The sequence below is a fragment of the Kitasatospora sp. NPDC015121 genome (assembly GCF_055562955.1).
Window position 1 is genome coordinate 1 of sequence record NZ_JBVHEH010000059.1, and the last position, 17,410, is coordinate 17,410.

The 17,410-nt window shown below is 74.1% G+C and carries 13 protein-coding genes; 11 read left to right on the forward strand and 2 right to left on the reverse strand.

What is annotated here, in order from left to right; all coding sequences use genetic code 11:
- The 10 genes from ACZ3J7_RS39485 to ACZ3J7_RS39530 form a co-directional block, all read left to right on the forward strand.
- A partial coding sequence (locus tag ACZ3J7_RS39485; protein WP_465628239.1) for a type I polyketide synthase occupies positions 1–2,691 on the forward strand: 2,691 nt, incomplete at its 5' end.
- On the forward strand, positions 2,688–6,572 hold the full coding sequence (locus ACZ3J7_RS39490; RefSeq protein WP_465628241.1) for a type I polyketide synthase: 3,885 nt from the start codon (positions 2,688–2,690) through the stop codon (positions 6,570–6,572). The genes ACZ3J7_RS39485 and ACZ3J7_RS39490, both read left to right, overlap by 4 nt.
- Before the next feature lie 52 nt (positions 6,573–6,624).
- A complete protein-coding gene (locus ACZ3J7_RS39495; RefSeq protein WP_465628243.1) occupies positions 6,625–7,845 on the forward strand; it encodes a cytochrome P450 family protein in 1,221 nt (406 codons plus the stop codon).
- A gap of 69 nt (positions 7,846–7,914) precedes the next feature.
- Positions 7,915–8,277, forward strand: coding sequence for a nuclear transport factor 2 family protein (locus ACZ3J7_RS39500; RefSeq protein WP_465628245.1), 363 nt, complete (start codon positions 7,915–7,917; stop codon positions 8,275–8,277).
- Positions 8,278–8,372: 95 nt separating this feature from the next.
- A complete protein-coding gene (locus ACZ3J7_RS39505) occupies positions 8,373–9,605 on the forward strand; it encodes a cytochrome P450 (protein ID WP_465628247.1) in 1,233 nt (410 codons plus the stop codon).
- Positions 9,602–9,835, forward strand: coding sequence for a ferredoxin (locus ACZ3J7_RS39510; RefSeq protein ID WP_465628249.1), 234 nt, complete (start codon positions 9,602–9,604; stop codon positions 9,833–9,835). Before ACZ3J7_RS39505 ends, ACZ3J7_RS39510 begins: the two co-directional genes overlap by 4 nt.
- A 105-nt stretch (positions 9,836–9,940) precedes the next feature.
- On the forward strand, positions 9,941–11,152 hold the full coding sequence (locus ACZ3J7_RS39515; RefSeq protein ID WP_465628251.1) for a cytochrome P450: 1,212 nt from the start codon (positions 9,941–9,943) through the stop codon (positions 11,150–11,152).
- A 40-nt stretch (positions 11,153–11,192) separates the two neighbouring features.
- Positions 11,193–12,287, forward strand: a complete 1,095-nt coding sequence (locus ACZ3J7_RS39520; protein WP_465628253.1) for a Gfo/Idh/MocA family protein — start codon at positions 11,193–11,195, stop codon at positions 12,285–12,287.
- 111 nt (positions 12,288–12,398) lie between these two features.
- The gene (locus ACZ3J7_RS39525) at positions 12,399–13,088 is read left to right on the forward strand and encodes an NAD(P)-dependent oxidoreductase (protein WP_465628255.1); all 690 of its coding nucleotides are present in this window, start codon (positions 12,399–12,401) and stop codon (positions 13,086–13,088) included.
- Positions 13,085–14,560 carry an MFS transporter gene (locus tag ACZ3J7_RS39530; RefSeq protein WP_465628257.1) on the forward strand — a complete coding sequence of 492 codons (1,476 nt, stop codon included), beginning with the start codon at positions 13,085–13,087 and terminating at the stop codon, positions 14,558–14,560. The genes ACZ3J7_RS39525 and ACZ3J7_RS39530 overlap by 4 nt, the downstream gene beginning before the upstream one ends.
- Before the next feature lie 573 nt (positions 14,561–15,133).
- On the opposite strand, the gene ACZ3J7_RS39535 is transcribed toward ACZ3J7_RS39530, so the two are convergent.
- Positions 15,134–15,778, reverse strand: a complete 645-nt coding sequence (locus ACZ3J7_RS39535) for an NAD(P)-dependent oxidoreductase (protein ID WP_465628259.1) — start codon at positions 15,776–15,778, stop codon at positions 15,134–15,136.
- Between the two features lie 193 nt (positions 15,779–15,971).
- Positions 15,972–16,343, reverse strand: coding sequence for a winged helix-turn-helix transcriptional regulator (locus ACZ3J7_RS39540; RefSeq protein WP_465628261.1), 372 nt, complete (start codon positions 16,341–16,343; stop codon positions 15,972–15,974).
- A 568-nt stretch (positions 16,344–16,911) separates the two neighbouring features.
- On the opposite strand from ACZ3J7_RS39540, the gene ACZ3J7_RS39545 reads away from it, so the two are divergent.
- A complete protein-coding gene (locus ACZ3J7_RS39545) occupies positions 16,912–17,130 on the forward strand; it encodes a DUF5988 family protein (RefSeq protein WP_465628263.1) in 219 nt (72 codons plus the stop codon).
- Positions 17,131–17,410 lie beyond the last annotated feature (280 nt).

Sequence of the window (17,410 nt, forward strand, 5' to 3'; positions counted from 1 at the left end):
CACAACCCCACCACCATCGGCCAGAGCGAAACCACCCACCCCCTCCTCGGCGCCGCCATCGAACTCCCCGACGGCGCACTCATCCTCACCGGACGGTTCTCCCTCGACACGCTGCCCTGGCCGGCCCAGCACACGCTGCACGGCAGCACGGTGGTCCCGGCGGCCGGGCTGGTCGAGCTGGTGCTCGCGGCGGGCGGTCTGGCCGGGGCGGCGGGGCTGAGCAGCCTGCGGCTGCCCGCGCCGCTGCCGGTGCCGGAGTCGGGTGCCCGGCAGTTGCGGGTGGTCGTGGGGGCGGCGGACCCGCAGGGCGGGCGCACGGTCGCCCTGCACTCGCGGCCCGACCGGGAGGGGTCCGGCGGTTGGACCTCGCACGTCGAGGGGGTGCTCTCGGCCGCCGCGGCCGCGGTTCCGGCGCCTTCGACGGGGACGTGGCCCCCGGTGGGTGCGGTGCCGGTGCCGCTGGACGGTTTCTACGAGCGGCTGGCGGCGGCCGGCCACGGCTACGGGTCGGCGTTGCAGGGCCTGCGGAGGCTGTGGCGGGCGGGTGACCGGCTCGTGGTCGAGGCGGCGCTGCCGGTGGACGCCGGATCGTTCGCCCTGCACCCGGTGCTGCTGGACGCCCTGCTGCACCCGCTGCTCGACCGGGCGGCGGGGACGGCGGACGCCCCGGTGGCGTGGTCGGACGTGCGGGTGCACGCGACGGGCGCGGCCCGGCTGCGGGCGGTGCTGGCGCCGGCCGGGCCGGGGGCGTGGTCGATCGAGGCCACCGATCCGGAGGGCACGGCCGTGCTGAGCGTCGGTGCGGTGGAGCTGGGCCGGGTCGGCCCGGTGGCGGTGGAGCGGGACGGCGGTTCCCGTGACCTGTACCGGCTCGACTGGGTTCCGGCGGCGGTTCCGGCCGGTCCGCCGGTCCCCTTCCTGGAGGTGGACGGCGACCTGCGGGCGGCGCTGGACGCGGCGCCGGCGGTGCTGCCGGAGGTGCTGCTGGCGCGGCTGGCGGTGCCCGCGGGTGACGTGCTGTCGGGGGCCCGGGTCGCGACCGGGCGGACGCTGGAGCTGCTGCGCGGGTTCCTGGCGGCGCCGGAGCTGGGGTCGTCCCGCCTGGTGGTGGTGGTTCCGGCGGCGACCGGTTCGACGTCCGACCTGGCGCTGTCGGGGGCGGCGGGCCTGGTCCGCAGCGCCCAGGCGGAGAACCCGGGGCGGATCGTGCTGGTGGAGGCCGACGGGTTCGACGCGGCGGGGCTGGCCCCGGTGCTGGCCGCCGGCGAGCCGCGGGTGGCGCTGCGCGAGGGCCGGGTGCTGCTGCCCCGGCTGGCCCGCGCCGCCGAGCCGGGTGCGCCCGCCGCTCCGGTCTGGAACCCGTCCGGCACGGTGCTGGTAACCGGCGGCACCGGGCGGCTGGGCGCGCTGGCGGCCCGGCACCTGGTGGTCGAGCACGGCGTGCGGCACCTGCTGCTGACCAGCCGCAGCGGCCCGGACGCGCCCGGCGCCCGCGAACTGGTCGCCGAGCTGGCCGAGTTCGGCGCGGAGGTGACCGTCGCGGCCTGCGACGCGGGTGACCGCGAGCAGTTGGCGGCGCTGCTGGCCGCCGTCCCGGCGGACCGGCCGCTGCGCGGGGTCGTGCACACGGCGGGCGTGCTGGACGACGGCGTGGTCGGTTCGCTGACCGCCGACCAGTTGGCGGCGGTGGCCCGGCCGAAGTCCGAAGCGGCTTGGCACCTGCACGAGTTGACCCGCGGGCTGGACCTGACGGCGTTCGTCCTCTACTCCTCGGTCGCGGGTCTGATGGGCGGCCCGGGCCAGGGCAACTACGCGGCGGCGAACGCCTTCCTGGACGCGCTGGCCCGGCACCGGCACCAGCTGGGGCTGCCCGCGGTGGCGCTGGCCTGGGGCCTGTGGGAGGAGAGCAGCGGCATGACCGGCCACCTCGACGAGGTGGACCGGTCGCGGATGGCGCGCAGCGGCGTGCGGCCGCTGGAGTCCGCGGCGGGGCTGCGCCTGCTGGACGCGGCGCTCGCGCTGGGGGTGCCGAACGCGGTGCCGGCGGGGCTGAACGTGGCCGCGCTGCGGGTGCTGGGCCCGGCGGCGCCGCCGCTGCTGCACGGTCTGATCGGTGACGCGGCCCGTCCCCGGGCGGCGCTCGGGTCGGAGCCGGCGGCGGAGGAGAGCCTGGCGGCCCGGCTGGAGCGGCTGCCGGCCGCCGAGCGGGGCCGGGTGCTGGGCGAGTCGGTGCTCGCCGAGGTGGCCCGGGTGCTGGGGTACGGCGACGCGGGCCGGATCGATCCGGGCAGCGCGTTCAAGGACCTGGGTTTCGACTCGCTGACCGCGGTCGAGCTGCGCAACCGGCTGGGCGCGCTGACCGGTCTGCGGCTGCCGCCGACCTTCGCCTTCGACTTCCCGTCCCCGGCGGAGGTCACGGCGGAGCTGGCGTCCCGGCTGCTGCCGGAGGAGGCCGGGGCGGGGGCGGAGGACGGCGAGGACGCCGAGGTCCGCCGGATCCTCACCTCGCTGCCGATCAGCCGGCTCAAGCGCAACGGCCTGCTGGAGATGGTGCTGCGCCTCGCCGACGAGGACGGCGCCCCGGAGGGGCCCGCGGACGCGGCCCCGGCGATCGACGACATGGATGTCGAGAGCCTGCTACGCCTGGCCGCCGACGGTCTGTCGGCCCACTCGGAGGGAAGCGGATCGTGACCGTCAACACGGACAGCCTGGTCGAGGCGCTGCGTTCCTCGCTGAAGGAGGTGGACCGGCTCCGGCGGCAGAACCGCCAGCTGGTGGACGCGGCGAGCGAGCCGGTCGCGATCGTCGGGATGGCCTGCCGGTTCCCGGGCGGCGCGGACACGCCGGAGGCGCTGTGGGAGCTGGTGGCGGCGGGCGCGGACACGGTGGGCGCCTTCCCGACCGACCGGGGGTGGCCGGAGGACCTGCACGACGCGGACCCGCGGGCGTCCGGCCGGGTGACCGCGAAGGAGGGCAGCTTCCTGCACGGCGCGGCCCGGTTCGACGCGGACTTCTTCGGGATCTCGCCGCGCGAGGCCCGGGCGATGGACCCGCAGCAGCGCCTGCTGCTGGAGGTGGCCTGGGAGGCGCTGGAGCGGGCCGGGATCGACGCGGCCGAGGTGCGCGGCGAGGCCGGCGGCGTGTTCGTCGGCGGCAACGGGCAGGACTACCCGCTGCTGCTGATGACCCGTGACCCGGCGGCGTCCGAGGGCTTCCTGCTGACCGGTAACGCGGCGAGCGTCGCCTCCGGCCGGATCTCCTACCACCTGGGCCTGGTCGGTCCGGCGCTGACCGTGGACACGGCGTGCTCCTCGTCGCTGGTGGCGCTGCACCTGGCGGTGCGTTCGCTGCGCTCCGGGGAGTCGTCGCTGGCGCTGGTCGGCGGGGCCAGCGTGATGACCTCGCCGTCGGCGTTCGTGGAGTTCTCCCGGCAGGGCGGTCTGGCCCCGGACGGGCGCTGCAAGGCGTTCGCGGCGGGGGCGGACGGCACCGGCTGGGGCGAGGGCGTGGGCATGCTGGTGCTGGAGCGGCTGTCGGACGCCCGGCGCCTGGGGCACCGGGTGCTGGCGGTGGTCCGTGGCACCGCCGTCAACCAGGACGGCGCCAGCAACGGCCTGACCGCCCCCAACGGCCCGTCCCAGCAGCGGGTGATCCGCGCCGCGCTGGCCGACGCCGGACTGACCACCGCCGACGTCGACCTGGTGGAGGCGCACGGCACCGGCACCAGGCTGGGCGACCCGATCGAGGCCGAGGCGCTGCTGGCGACGTACGGGCAGGGCCGGGACGGGGGCGCGCCGCTGTACCTGGGGTCGGTGAAGTCGAACATCGGGCACACCCAGGCCGCGGCCGGCGTGGCCGGGGTGATCAAGGCGGTGATGGCGATCCGGGCGGGCCTGCTGCCCGCGACGCTGCACGTGGACGAGCCGAGCCCGTTCGTGGACTGGGAGGCGGGCGCGGTCGAGGTGCTGACCGAGGCCCGGCCGTGGTCGGTGGGGCGCCGGCGGCGGGCCGGGGTCTCGGCGTTCGGGATCAGCGGCACCAACGCGCACGTGATCGTCGAGCAGGCGCCGGACGTCGAGGAGCCCGCCCGGGAGGCCGCCGACCCGGCGGTCCTGCCGTGGCTGGTGTCGGCCCGGGACGCGGCGGCGCTGCGCGGCCAGGCCGGTCGGCTGGCCGCGTTCGCCGCCCGCGCGGCGGACCCGGGCGCCGCCGCCGGGGCGCTGGCCACCGCGCGCACCGTCTTCCCGGAGCGCGCGGTCGTGCTGGGCCGTGACGGGGCGGAGCTGGCCGCCGCGCTGACCGCGCTGGCCGAGGGCGTCCCGCACCAGGGCGTGGTGCGGGGCCGGGCGGGGCACGGCGAGCTCGCCGTGGTGTTCACCGGCCAGGGGGCGCAGCGGGCCGGGATGGGTGCCGAACTGCACGCCGCCTTCCCGGTGTTCGCGAAGGCCTTCGACGAGGCGTGCGCGGCGCTCGACCCGCTGCTGGGGGTCTCGCTGCGCGAGGCGGTGTTCGAGGGCGGGGGGCTGGACGGGACGATGCTGGCGCAGGCCGGCCTGTTCGCGGTCGAGGTGGCGCTGTACCGCCTGGCGGAGTCCTTCGGGGTGCGGCCGTCGGTGGTGGCGGGGCACTCGCTGGGCGAGGTCTCCGCCGCGCACGTGGCGGGCGTCCTGTCGCTGCCCGACGCCGCCCGGCTGGTGGCGGCCCGCGGCCGGCTGATGGGCGCGCTGCCCGCGGGCGGGGCGATGGCGGCCGTGGAGGCCACCCCCGAGGAGGCCGCCGAGGTGCTGGCCGGCTTCGACCCGTCGCTGGTCTCGGTCGCGGCGGTCAACGGTCCGACCGCGGTGGTCGTCTCCGGTGCGGCGGAGGTGGTCGCGCGGGTGGTGGCGGTGATGCGCGAACGCGGGCGCCGCGTGAAGCAGTTGACCGTCAGTCATGCCTTCCACTCGCCGCTGATGGAGCCTATGCTGGAGGAGTTCGCCCGGGCCCTGATCGGTGTCGAGTTCCACGAGCCGACCATCCCGCTGGTCTCCCTGGTCACCGGTTTCCTGGCCGGTCCGGAGATCCGCACTCCCGGCTACTGGGTCGAGCACGTCCGCAAGCCCGTCCTGTTCGCCGACGGTGTCCGCGCCCTCGCGGAGCGCGGACCGGCGGTGGTCCTGGAGCTCGGCCCCGACGCCGTGCTGACGGGTCTGGTCTCCCAGCTGGTCGGCGAGGACGTCCGGGCGGTGGCCGCCCAGCGCGCCGACCGGGACGGGACGAGCGCGTTCCTGGGTGCGCTCGGCCGGCTGTGGACGGCCGGTCTGCCGGTCGACTGGTCGGCCGTGCTGCCCGCCGCGGGCACGGCCGGGGCCGACCTGCCGACCTACGCGTTCCAGCGGGAGCGCTACTGGGTCGACGCGCCGGCGCCGACCGCCGCCGAGGGCCTCCCCGCCTCCCCCGCCTCCCCGGTCGTCCCGACCGCGACGGCCGTCCCGGACGTCCCGGTGCTGTCGGGCGCCGACCGGGCGGAGCGGGTGGCGGCGGCCGTCCGGCAGCAGCTCGCGGCCGTGCTGGGCCGCGACGCGGGCGCGCTGGATCCCGACCGGGCGTTCACCGAACTCGGGCTGACCTCGCTGACCGCCGCCGAACTGCGGTCCGGAGTAAGGGAGTCGACCGGTATCGTGTTGGCCGCCACCGACGTGTTCGACCATCCGACGCTGGAGTCGCTGACCCGGCACGCGCTGTCCCTGCTGCCCTCGGCGGCGGGGGACGGGGGCGCTCCGGCGGAGGTTCCGGCCCCCGGCGGGCCGCTGCTGGCGCTGTTCCAGCGGGCCTGCCTGGACGGGCGGGTGGAGGAGGGCGTCGACCTGCTGGCCGCGGCCGCCGGGCTGCGCGCCCCGGCACGGGTCGCGCAGCGGCCGGTGCCGGCCGAGGTGCCGTTCACCACCGGTCCGGCCGGGCCGGCGCTGATCTGCCTGCCGTCGCTGGTGGCCCCGGCCACGCCGGTGCAGTTCTCGCACCTGTCCCGTTCGTTCCGGGACGTGCGGACGGCGCTGGGGCTGACCCCGCCCGGGTACGGGCCGGGGCAGTGGCTGCCCGGGACGCTGGCGGAGGCGGTCGAACCGCACGTCGAGGCGGTCCGGCGGGCCGCCGGCGGCGCGCCGTACGCGCTGCTCGGCTACTCGTCGGGCGGCTGGCTGGCGCACGAGACGGCCGCCGCGCTGGAGGCGGAGGGCACGCCGCCGAGCGCCGTGGTGCTGCTGGACAGCTACCTGCCGGGCGACCCGGGGATGGCCGACCTGCAGGCCGACCTGTACCGGAGCCTGGCCACCCGTACCGAACTGCTGGAGCTCGTCGACGACGACAAGCTCGCCGCGATGGGCCGTTACCTGCGGCTGTTCGCCGGCTGGCGGCCGCGGCCGCTCGCCGCGCCCGTGCTGCTCGTCACCGCCGCCACCGCGGACGGCCGTGCGCCGTCCTGGCCCGCCCCGCACACGGCGGTCCCGGTGCCCGGCACCCACCTGTCCATGATCGAGGAGTTCGCGCCGCAGACGGCGGAGGCCGTCGAGCAGTGGCTGCGCGCCCGCCCCTGAGTCCGGGACCCGCCCGGAACCCACCCGCAGAGCCCGGAAGGAAAAGCGAACCGTGACCGACGCCTCCGCCGAGATCGACCTGATCAGCTGGGGATTCGCCCAGGACCCGCACCCGCAGTACACCACGCTGCGCGAGCGCGGCCGGGTCGGCAAGCACATCGTCAAGACGCTCGCCACCGAACTGCACGCCTGGGTGGTCACCGACTACGCCCACGCCCGGGCGCTGCTGGCCGACGCCCGGCTGTCCAAGGACATCGACCGGCTGCTGGAGGTGATGGCGGCCAACGCGGTCAACCCGGAGGACACCATCGCCCGGACGCCCCGCACCATGCTGTTCAGCGACCCGCCGGACCACACCCGGCTGCGCCGGCTGCTGGGCAACGTGTTCACCATGCGCCGGGTGCAGCGGCTGCGGCCGTGGATCGAGGAGCTGACCGACCAGCTGATCGACGAGATCACCCCGGGCGAGCCGTTCGACCTGGTCGAGCGGATCGGGATGGCGCTGCCGATCTTCGTGATCGGCAAGCTGCTGGGCGTCCCGCCGGAGCGCCGCGACGACTTCCGGGACTGGAACGGCGTCCTGGCGAGCCTGGACACCACCGCCGAGCAGAAGCGCGAGGCGCACGGGTTGGCGTTCGCCTACATCAGCGAGCTGATCGCGGAGAAGCGGCGCGAGCCCGGCGACGACATGATCTCCGCGCTGATCCAGGCCCAGGAGGAGGACGGCAGCCGGCTGGACGACCCCGAGCTGCTGGCCACCACCTTCCTGATGATGAACGCGGGCTACGAGACCACCGCGCACATGATCTCCAGCGGGGTGCTCGCCCTGCTGGAGAACCCCGACCAGCTGGAGCTGCTGCGCAAGGACACCTCGCTGGCGCCCGCCGCCGTCGAGGAGTTCCTGCGGCTGGAGAGCCCGCTGAACATGGCGACGATCCGGTACGCGGCCGAGCCGGTCGAGATCGGCGACGTGACCATCCCGGCGGGCGAGATCGTCTTCATCGCCCTGCTGTCCGCCAACCGGGACCCGGAGCGCTTCGACGAGCCGGCCCGCTTCGACATCGCCCGGCCGGACCAGGGGCACCTGTCCTTCGGCCACGGCATCCACCACTGCATCGGGGCCCCGCTGGCCCGGATGGAGGGCGAGATCGTCTTCAGCCGCCTGGTCGAGCGCTTCCCGCAGTGGGAGCTCGCCGTGCCGGCCGGGGACCTGCGCTGGAAGTACAGCGCCCAGTTCCGGGGGCTGGACACCCTGCCCGTGCGGCTGTCCTGACGCTCCGTTCGTACCACCCCCTACCCACCCCTACCGACCCCTTAGCGGTCGACACGCCCGAGGAGAGAAATGTCTGAGACCACTTCCAAGAACATCGATGTCGTGGCACTGTTCTTCCGCGCCAGTGAGAACAGCGAGATCGAGACCGCCCTCGACACCTTCACCGAGGACGGCGTCTGGATCGACCCGGACGGCAAGCCGTACGCCGGGGCCGACATCGAGCCCTACCTGAAGCAGCAGATCGAGCTGCTGCACGACTTCACCAGCAAGGGCATCACGGTCAACTACACCCCGTTCGTCGGGGAGGGCGACCGGGTGTACGTGGGCGCGACCGTGAACGACGCCGACGGCGCCGAGATCCGCCGCTTCGTGGACGTCTTCGTGCTCCGCGACGGCAAGATCGCGGTCAAGGACGTCTTCGCGAAGAGCTGATCCGTGCCCACCTGCCGGCGGCGGCCCCTCCCCCGGGGCCGCCGCCACCCCCCTTAAGAGGACCATCCCGCCGAGCCTAAGGACCCCTTACTTCCATGAGCGATCTCAGCGAGCTGAGCGTCGAGCGCGAACTGCCGGAGCCGGTCGGCTACCCGTTCAGCGCCCCCGACCGCCTCGTCGTCGACCCGACGTACCAGCGGCTGCGCGAGCAGGACGGCCTGGTCCGGGTCCAACTCCCTTACGGCAAGCCGACCTGGCTGGCCACCCGGTACGCGGACGTGAAGGTCGTGCTGGGCGACCCGCGGTTCAGCCGCGAGCAGGCCCTCGGCGAGGACGAGCCGCGGATCCTGTCGTTCTCGCACCGCCCCGACTCGATCCTGACCATGGACCCGCCCGGGCACACCCGGCTGCGCAAGGCCGTGGCCAAGGCGTTCACCATGCGGCGGATCGAGCTGCTGCGCCCGCGCACCCAGCAGATCGTCGACGGGCTGCTGGACGACATGGAGAAGGGGGGCGGCCCGGCGGACCTGATCCGGTCCTTCGCGGTGGCCGTCCCGATGATGGTGATCTGCGAGCTGCTCGGCGGCCCGTACGAGGACCGGCACAAGTTCCACCACTGGAGCGAGATCCTCGCCTCCACCCGCTCCTCCGAGTACACCAAGGACGACATCGCCCGGGCCGACGCCGAACTGCGCGCCTACCTGGCCGAGTTGGTGGAGACCAAGCGCACCGAGCCGGGCGAGGACCTGCTGACCGTGCTGCTGGAGTCGCAGCGCACCGACGAGAACCCGCTGACCGACACCGAGATCGTCGGCCTGGCCTGGTCGGTGCTGCTGGCCGGCTTCGAGATCACCACCAACATGATGGTGAACGCCGCCTACCTGCTGCTCACCGAGCCCGAGGCCGGCACCCGGCTGCGCGAGGAGCCCGAACTGCTCGGCCGGGCCGTCGAGGAGCTGCTGCGGCACGTCCCGCTGACCACCGGCTCGTTCTTCCCGCGCAAGGCGCTGGTCGACATCGAGCTCGGCGGCACCCTGGTGCGGGCCGGCGAGACCGTGCTGCCCTCCACCCTGTCGGCCAACCGCGACGAGTCGGTGTTCCCCGGCGCGGACCGGCTGGACTTCGACCGCACCGAGAACTCGCACCTGACCTTCAGCTACGGCATCCACCACTGCCTGGGCGCGCCGCTGGCCCGGATGGAGCTCCAGGTCGCGCTGGGCACCCTGCTGCGCCGCTTCCCGGAGCTGCGGCTGGCCGACGCCGACTCGATACCGTGGCGCGAGGGCTCCATCCTGCGCGGCCCGAGCAGCATGCTGGTGGCCTGGTGAGCGCCGTGGAGTACCGGGTCGAGATCGACCGCCGGGCGTGCATCGGGTCCGGGATGTGCACCGCCTCCTCCCCCGACCGCTTCCTGCTGGACGGCGGCCGCGCCGCCACCACCAGCGACCTGCCCTTCCCCGCCGACGAGAACGTGCTGGACGCCGCCGAGTCCTGCCCGGCCGAGGCGATCCTCGTCCGCGACGCCGCCACCGGCGAGGTGCTCGCCCCCGAGGAGTGAGCCGGCCCCGGGAACGGCCGCCCAGGAACGGCCCGCCCCGGGAACGGCACCACCGGCCCCACCACCCCAGCAGCGTTCGACCGAGAAGGAAGTAGGAGCAGCAAGATGACCGATGTCACCGAGCCGACGGCGTACCCGTTCGGCGAGGCCGAGCGGCTCGCCGTGCACCCGGCGTACGCCGAGGCCCAGGAGCGGGAGGGCCTGACCCGGGTCCAGTTGCCGTACGGGAAGCCCGCCTGGCTGGTCACCCGGTACGCGGACGTCAAGTCGATGCTGGGCGACCCGCGGTTCAGCCGGGAGAAGGCGGTCGGCGAGGACGAGCCCCGGGTGATGCCGTACGTGCACCGCTCGGACGCCGTCACCACGATGGACCCGCCCCGGCACACCCGGCTGCGCCGGGTGGTCGCCCGCGCGTTCTCGGCCCGCCGGATCGAGGGCCTGCGGCCGCACACCGAGCAGGTGGTCGAGGAGCTGATCACCCAGCTGGAGAAGGACGGCGGCCCGGCCGACCTGATGTCCTCGTTCGCGCTGGCCGTGCCGCTGCTGGTGGTGTGCGAGCTGCTCGGGGTGCCCTACGGCGACCGCGAGCGCTTCCACGAGTGGAGCGTGGCGCTGGCCTCCACCGCCTCGGCCGGCGTCCCCGGGGAGGACCTGCAGAAGGCCAACGAGGAGCTGCGGGCGTACCTCGCCGACCTGATCGCGGACCGCCGGCGCGAGCCCGCCGAGGACCTGCTGACCGTCCTGATCGAGGCCCGGGACACCGAGGACCGGCTCACCGAGGACGAGATGATCTCGCTCGCCTGGTCGGTGCTGCTGGCCGGGTACGAGATCACCGCGTACCAGATCGGCAACTTCGCGCACACCCTGCTGACCCGCCCCGACCTGGTCGAACAGCTGCGCGCCGACCCGGAGTCGGTCACCGGCGCGGTGGAGGAGCTGCTCCGGCAGATCCCGCTGACCTCGGCCGCCTTCTACCCGCGGGTCGCCACCGAGGACCTCGAACTGGGCGGCACCCTGGTCCGCGCCGGGGAGGCCGCGCTGCCCTCGATGATGGCCGCCAACCACGACGCCTCGGTGTACCCGGACCCCGACCGGATCGACTTCGGGCGGGACGGCGAGGCGCACCTCGCCTTCAGCTACGGTATCCACCACTGCCTCGGCGCCCAGCTCGCCCGGATGGAACTCCAGGTCGTGGTAAAGGCCCTGACGACCCGTCTGCCCGGTCTGCGACTCGCGGTGCCGGCCGAGGAGATCCCCTGGCGGGCCGGCTCGATCCTGCGCGGCCCGCTCCAGCTCCCCGTGGTCTGGGGAGAGTGACCCCGACCGGTTCCGGTCGGAGAGAACGAGGAACGGTCCCATGTCTGACGTGATCAAGGTCGGCGTCATCGGCGCCAGCGCGGAACGCGGCTTCGCCCGCTGGGTGCACCTCCCGGCGCTCGGCGCCTCGCCGCACTACCGGGTGGCGGCGGTCGCCGCCAGCGACCCGGCGAAGGCGGCCGCGGCGGCCTCGCTCTGGGGTGCGGAGAGCGCCTACGACGACCCGCTGCGGCTGCTGGAGGACCCCGAGGTCGACCTGGTCACCATCGCCGTCCCGCTGACCAGGCGGGACGGCCTGGTGGCCGCCGCGATCGAGGCCGGCAAGCACGTGTACTGCGAGTGGCCGCTGGCCTACGACGGCACCCAGGCCGCCGGGTTCCGGGACGCCGCCGACGCGGCCGGGGTCGCGCACGTCAGCGGCCTGCAGACCCGTCACCACCCGGCGCTGCGGCACCTGCGCGACCTGGTCGCCGAGGGCTGGGTCGGCACCCCGCTGACCGCCTCGCTGACCTGGACGATGTCCACCCCGCCGACCTGGCCCGCCCGGCACCGGCCGCTGATCGGCACCAAGGCGGTCAGCCGGCTGTACATCATCGGCGGCCACGTGCTGGACATCTTCCGGCGGGTGGTCGGCGAGTTCACCGAACTGTCCGCCACGCTGGCCACCCGGCTGCCCGAGGCCCTGCTGCTGGAGACCGGCGAGCGCCTGCCGATCGGCACGCCCGACCAGGTCTCGGTCACCGGCACGCTGGAGTCCGGGGCGGTGGGCACCGTCCAGATCGTCACCGGCAGCCCGCAGGGCGACGGCTACCGCCTGGAGGTCCACGGGACCGCCGGACGGCTGTTCCTGGTCTCCTCGGACGACTCGCTGATCGGCCCGCAGTTCACCCTGTTCGGCAGCCAGGGGCCGGGCTCCGAGCCGCGCCCCGTCCCGCTGCCCGACCGCTACCGGCAGGTCCTGCCCGACGTGTCGGTCGCGGTCTCCAACGTCCACCAGGTCTATTCCGACCTCGCCGAATCACTGCGCACCGGTGCGCCCTTCGCACCGAGTTTCGCCGAGGGCACCGAGGTCCACCGGATCATCGACGCGATCGAGACCTCGGCCGCGACCGGCATTCGCCAACGACTCGAATGAGTTTCGGGATCCGCCGTTCACTATCGTTGCGGAAACCCGGGACCCCCTGGTTAGCGTAATCCGCGACAGCCGTACGGACGGCGGATCCTGACTTCCTATCAGGGGGTTTCCTTGAGCAAGATCATCGTTTTCGGAGCGGGCGGCCGGGCCGGTCGCCGGGTCGTCCAGGAGGCCGTCTTCCGCGGCCACGACGTCACCGCCTCGGTCCGTAACACCGCCAAGCACGCGGACCTGGCCGGCCCCTCGGTACAGCTCTCCGTCGCGGAGGTCACCTCCGCCGACGACATCGCCGCCACCGCCGCCGGGCACGACGCCGCGATCGTCACGCTGTACACGCCGGACGTCCCCGCGGACAAGTACTACAGCGAGATCGCCCACGCCATGCTGGACGGGCTGCGGCGGGCCGGCGTGCACCGCCTGGTCGTCCTGGGCATCGGCACCCTGTTGGAGAGCTCCCCCGGCGTCCGGTTCATGGACCAGCCGGAGTTCCCGCCCGGCTACCTGCCCTTCAACGAGGGCCGGGTGCTGGAGCTGGAGATCCTCCGCGCCGCCGAGACCCCGATCGACTGGGTCGTCCTCGCCGCCCCGCCCAGCCCGCTGGACAACGTCTCCCCGCGCACCGGGAAGTACCAGACCACCGGGCACCGGCTGGTCCCGTACGACAACGGCAACGGCCCGGAGTGGACCTTCCCGTACAACAACAAGGGTCCGCTGTTCACCTTCACCGACCTGGCCGTCGCCCTCGTCGACGAGGCCGTGGAGCCCAAGCACCACCGCGACCTCGTCGGTATCGCACCGTGAGCCGGGCGGAGGAGGCGCAGGCCGCGGTCCCCGAGGAGGCCCCGGCCGGCGGCGCCCTGTCCTCCGGGAAGCTGCTCATCCTGATCCTCATCTCGGCCGCCCAGCTGATGATCACCCTGGACTCGACCATCGTCTCGGTGGCCCTGCCCTGGGTGCAGCAGTCCGTCGGACTCACCGACAGCGGCCGCCAGTGGGCGCTCACCGCCTACACCCTGGCCTTCGGCGGACTGCTGCTGCTCGGCGGCCGGATCGGCGACCTGATCGGCCGCAAGCGCGCCCTGCTCATCGGGGTCGTCGGCTTCGCGCTCGCCTCCGCGCTCGGCGGCGCGGCCGTCGACTCGGCGATGCTCATCGCGGCCCGCGCCCTCCAGGGCGCGTTCGCCGCGCTGATCGCGCCGAGCACCCTGGCCCTGCTCACCGCGACCTTCACCGAGGCCAGGGAACGGGCCCGGGTGCTGAGCATCTACACCGCCGCCATGATGTCCGGCGGCGCCCTCGGCCTCGTCCTCGGCGGCGTCCTGACCACCTACTTCGGGTGGCGCTGGTGCCTGCTGGTGAACGTGCCGATCGCGATCGCGGTCGTCCTCGGCGGCAACCGGCTGCTCCCCAACCCGGCCCCCCAGACCGGGGTCCGGCTCGACGTCCAGGGCGCGCTGTACAGCTCGTTCGGCATGGTCGCGCTCACCTACGCCCTCGGCGAGGCGGCCGGCCGCGGCTGGAAGTCCCCGCTGATCATCGGGGCGCTGGCGCTCTCGCTGCTGCTGTTCGTCCTGTTCGTCCTGGCCCAACGCCGCTCCGAGAGCCCGCTGCTGCCGCTGCGGGTGCTCACCAACCGCAACAGCGCGGCCGGCTTCGTCGCCTTCGTGGTGTCGGCCTTCTGCACCTACGGCATGCTGCTCGGCATGACGTACCAGCTCCAGGACGTCATGCACTACTCGCCGCTGCGGGCGGGCCTGGCGTTCATGGCCTACGTCGGCGTCGCGGTGGTGTACTCCACCCAGGTCGCCCGGCGGCTGGTGCGGGTGCTGCGCCCCGGGCCGATGATCGCCGCCGGACTGGTCGTCTTCGCCTGCGCCCTGCTGCTGCTGCGGCGACTCACCCCCGACTCCGACTACCTGACCGACATCATGCCGGCCCTGGTGCTGTTCGGCGTCGGCGTCGGCACCATCACCGTCCCCGCCATCACCACCGTGGTGACGGTGACCGACCCCCGGGACTCCGGCGCGGTCTCCTCGCTGGTCAGCACCTCCCAGCAGGTCGGCGCGTCGATCGGGGCGGCCCTGCTCAACACCGTCTCCATCAGCGCGGCCACCGCCTACGCGGCGGCCCACCCGGACGGGCCCGACGCCCACCTCCGCGCCGCGGTGCACGGGTTCACCGTGTCCTCCTCGTGGAGCGCGGTGATCGCGGTCGCCGGCGCGGCACTGGCCGCGTACGCGATCCGGGTCAACCTGCGGCAGGACCCGTCCTGAGAACGGCCGCCCGGAACCCCGGGCAGCACGACCCGACAGCGGTCACGCACACCGAAGGGGGTGCACCGGTTCCGGCCGGTGCGCCCCCTCGGCGTGCGTGACCGCTGTCGTCGTCGCACCGGGCGCACGGGGCTTCCGGAGAGCCCGCGGAGCTGCGCGGGAGCCCGGACCGCCCGCTCCCGGGCGCCCCGCCGAACGCGCTGCCGGAAGCCCGCCCGCAAGCCCACGGCGGGCCCGTACGGCCCTGACCCGACAGGCCGTCAGCGCCACTTCACCGAGCACCCGGACATCCTCCTGAGCCCCCACCGCGCGTCCTGGGCAAGCCGCCTGAACTTCCGTCATCCTTGGCGGCCGCGCAGCCCGGCTGGCTAGTGCAGCCACCGCGACCGGACCGGCCGGGGCACCGCGCAGCCGGGCCGACCAGGGCAGTCGCGGCAGCCGTACAGCCAGCGCAACCGGGCGGGCCAGGGCGATCAGGGCAGCCGCGGCCGGGCCGGCGGTGGTGGCCGGAAACGCCTGCGGCCCGCGACCTTCGAGGTCACGGGCTGCAGGCGGGGTTCGGGCCGGTCGGCGTCAGGCGACGGCGATGACCTCGCGGTGGTGGTCGGCCTGGGTGGCCTCGTCGACCAGCGCGACGGCCAGGTCGGCGTAGGAGAAGGCCGGGGCGTTCTCCTCGGTCGGCAGCACGCTCGGGCCGCCGACGCGGTACTTGCCGGTGCGCTCGGCGTCGGCGTCCAGGACGGCCGGCGGCGGGGTCACGACGACCCAGTCCAGCTCGCTGGCGCGGTAGACGGCGTTCTCCACCGAGTGGCCGATCGAGAACTGGCGGTACTCCTCCGGGAATTCGGGCGAGTCGTGCACGGCCACGCCCGGGGCCACCTCCAGGGCGGTGCCCACGCCGACGGCGACGAGGCGGCTGACGCCGGCCTCGGCCAGGCCCTCGACCAGGGCCTTGGAGACCTCGGCGTAGAAGTCGGCGGGGGCGACGTCGGCCCGGAAGACGGTGGAGATCACGGCGTCGTGGCCGGCGGCGACGGCCGCGACGCTCTCCGCCTTGGTGACGTCACCCTCGACCAGGGTCACGCCCTCGCGCTCCAGCTCCTGGTACTTCGCCGCGTCCCGCACCACGGCGGTCACCTCGTGGCCACGGGACACGGCCTCGGTGACCGCACGACGACCGGCGTTGCCACCCGCACCGAACACAACGATCTTGCTCATGGAACTGCTTCCCTCCGTTGGCACTTCGCCGGTTCTCCCCCGGCCTGCTCCGCAAAGCTATCCGCCGACCCCTCAGTTACCGCAACGGTAGAAAGGCGGCCTTCGGAAAACCCGTGCCACGGAGGCGTACGGAAGGCTTACCCCCGCCACTGCCCGGAACCCGCCCCCACGCGGCGGAGGCCCCGGGCAGGGCTCAGGAGGCGGAAGCGCTGTCGTAGGTCTCGCGGGCGTCCATGAGTTCGGACAGGTGCTGATCGGCCCAGGTGCACCAGGCCTCCATCGGGTTCAGCATCGAGCGCCCGAGGTCGGTCAGCTCGTATTCGACCCGGGGCGGCACTCCCGGGTAGGAGGTGCGGGTGATGAGCCCGTCCCGTTCCATGGCGCGCAGCGATTCGGAGAGGACCTTGGGCGTGATGCCCTGGAGCGGAACCTGGAGTTCCGAGAAGCGCCGCTTCCCGGTCTTCAGGCAGGAGATGATCTTCGGGCCCCACTTGTTGTTCATGCGCATCGGCAGAACGGGCGCCTCGCAGGAGGAGAACATGTCAGCTTCAAGTGGATCGCTCATGCTTCTGGATTGTACTGGAGCCGGCTTTGTTTCAGCCCCTGGTTGCAGCGTCCGGAGCGCGGTCGGCACACACTTCCGGAACACCCGCCGGCCTGCGCATTTCGCCCCGCCCGGACGCACCCCGGCCCGCCCGCCGGGGCGCCTCCCGGCGGGCGCCGCGCGCCCGGAGCCACCCCCGGCGCCCCCGGGCGCCCCCGCCCCGGCCGCGCCCCCGTCCCGGCCGAAGGACTTTCGGGGCCGGTCCACTTAGCGGACTAGGGGTCGCCGGCCCGCTCCGGGGGACGGCGGCCGGCCGGGGGCGGCGGGCCCCCTCACCCGCCCACCCGGGGAGGACGCCGGAGTACGAACGGAAACCCGCCGCAAACACGTCCGGCACCCCTATCCCGCAATCCGTTTCCCCGCCCCGGCAGCGCGGGCGCGAACCCGACTAGGGGTTCACTAGGGGGCTGTCCGGCGCACCATCCGGCTGCTAATTTCCAGTGGGCCGGGCATATTCCTGTCCAATATCGGATCGGAAAAGCCGCACGCGGCCCGATATTCCTGATCGCGGTGCAGAAAGGAGCGATTCATGTCTGCAGCAAACCAGGCGAACGCGATTCTCCGGGGCGGACCGGAAAGCTTTCCGGACCACCGTCGCCTCTGCTTCGTCGAGGACCCGCAGTCCGTGCTCAAGGTCCCGTACGGGAACCGCTACGAGCACTTCCGCCGGTCCACCGAGACCGTGCACGCCGACACGGCCGTCCTGACGGTCTTCGAGTGGTCCGGATCCACCTACGTCGCCGAGTGACCCCCTAGCCCCTTCCCGCCGCCCACCGTCCTCCATCCGCGACGGCGGGCGGCCCGCGGCCACCGGGAGCCGGCCGCCGCGGCCCCACCGTTTCGAGGACTGACGGGAGTTCAGGCCACATGCCTGCCGAAGACCAGGTGCTCTCCCCCGGGGAGCGGACAGCGACCAAGCCGGTGCACCGACTCGACCGGGTGATCATCCGGTTCGCGGGTGACTCGGGTGACGGGATGCAGCTCACGGGTGACCGGTTCACCTCGGAGACGGCCGCGTTCGGCAACGA

Excerpts from the sequence above, each read along its gene's own strand:
- ACZ3J7_RS39500 (WP_465628245.1), top strand. The coding sequence starts at position 7,915 with ATGTCTGAGACCACTTCCAAGAACATCGATGTCGTGGCACTGTTCTTC.
- ACZ3J7_RS39505 (WP_465628247.1), top strand. The coding sequence starts at position 8,373 with ATGAGCGATCTCAGCGAGCTGAGCGTCGAGCGCGAACTGCCGGAGCCG.
- ACZ3J7_RS39515 (WP_465628251.1), top strand. The coding sequence starts at position 9,941 with ATGACCGATGTCACCGAGCCGACGGCGTACCCGTTCGGCGAGGCCGAG.
- ACZ3J7_RS39520 (WP_465628253.1), top strand. The coding sequence starts at position 11,193 with ATGTCTGACGTGATCAAGGTCGGCGTCATCGGCGCCAGCGCGGAACGC.
- ACZ3J7_RS39535 (WP_465628259.1), bottom strand. The coding sequence starts at position 15,778 with ATGAGCAAGATCGTTGTGTTCGGTGCGGGTGGCAACGCCGGTCGTCGT.
- ACZ3J7_RS39540 (WP_465628261.1), bottom strand. The coding sequence starts at position 16,343 with ATGAGCGATCCACTTGAAGCTGACATGTTCTCCTCCTGCGAGGCGCCC.
- ACZ3J7_RS39545 (WP_465628263.1), top strand. The coding sequence starts at position 16,912 with ATGTCTGCAGCAAACCAGGCGAACGCGATTCTCCGGGGCGGACCGGAA.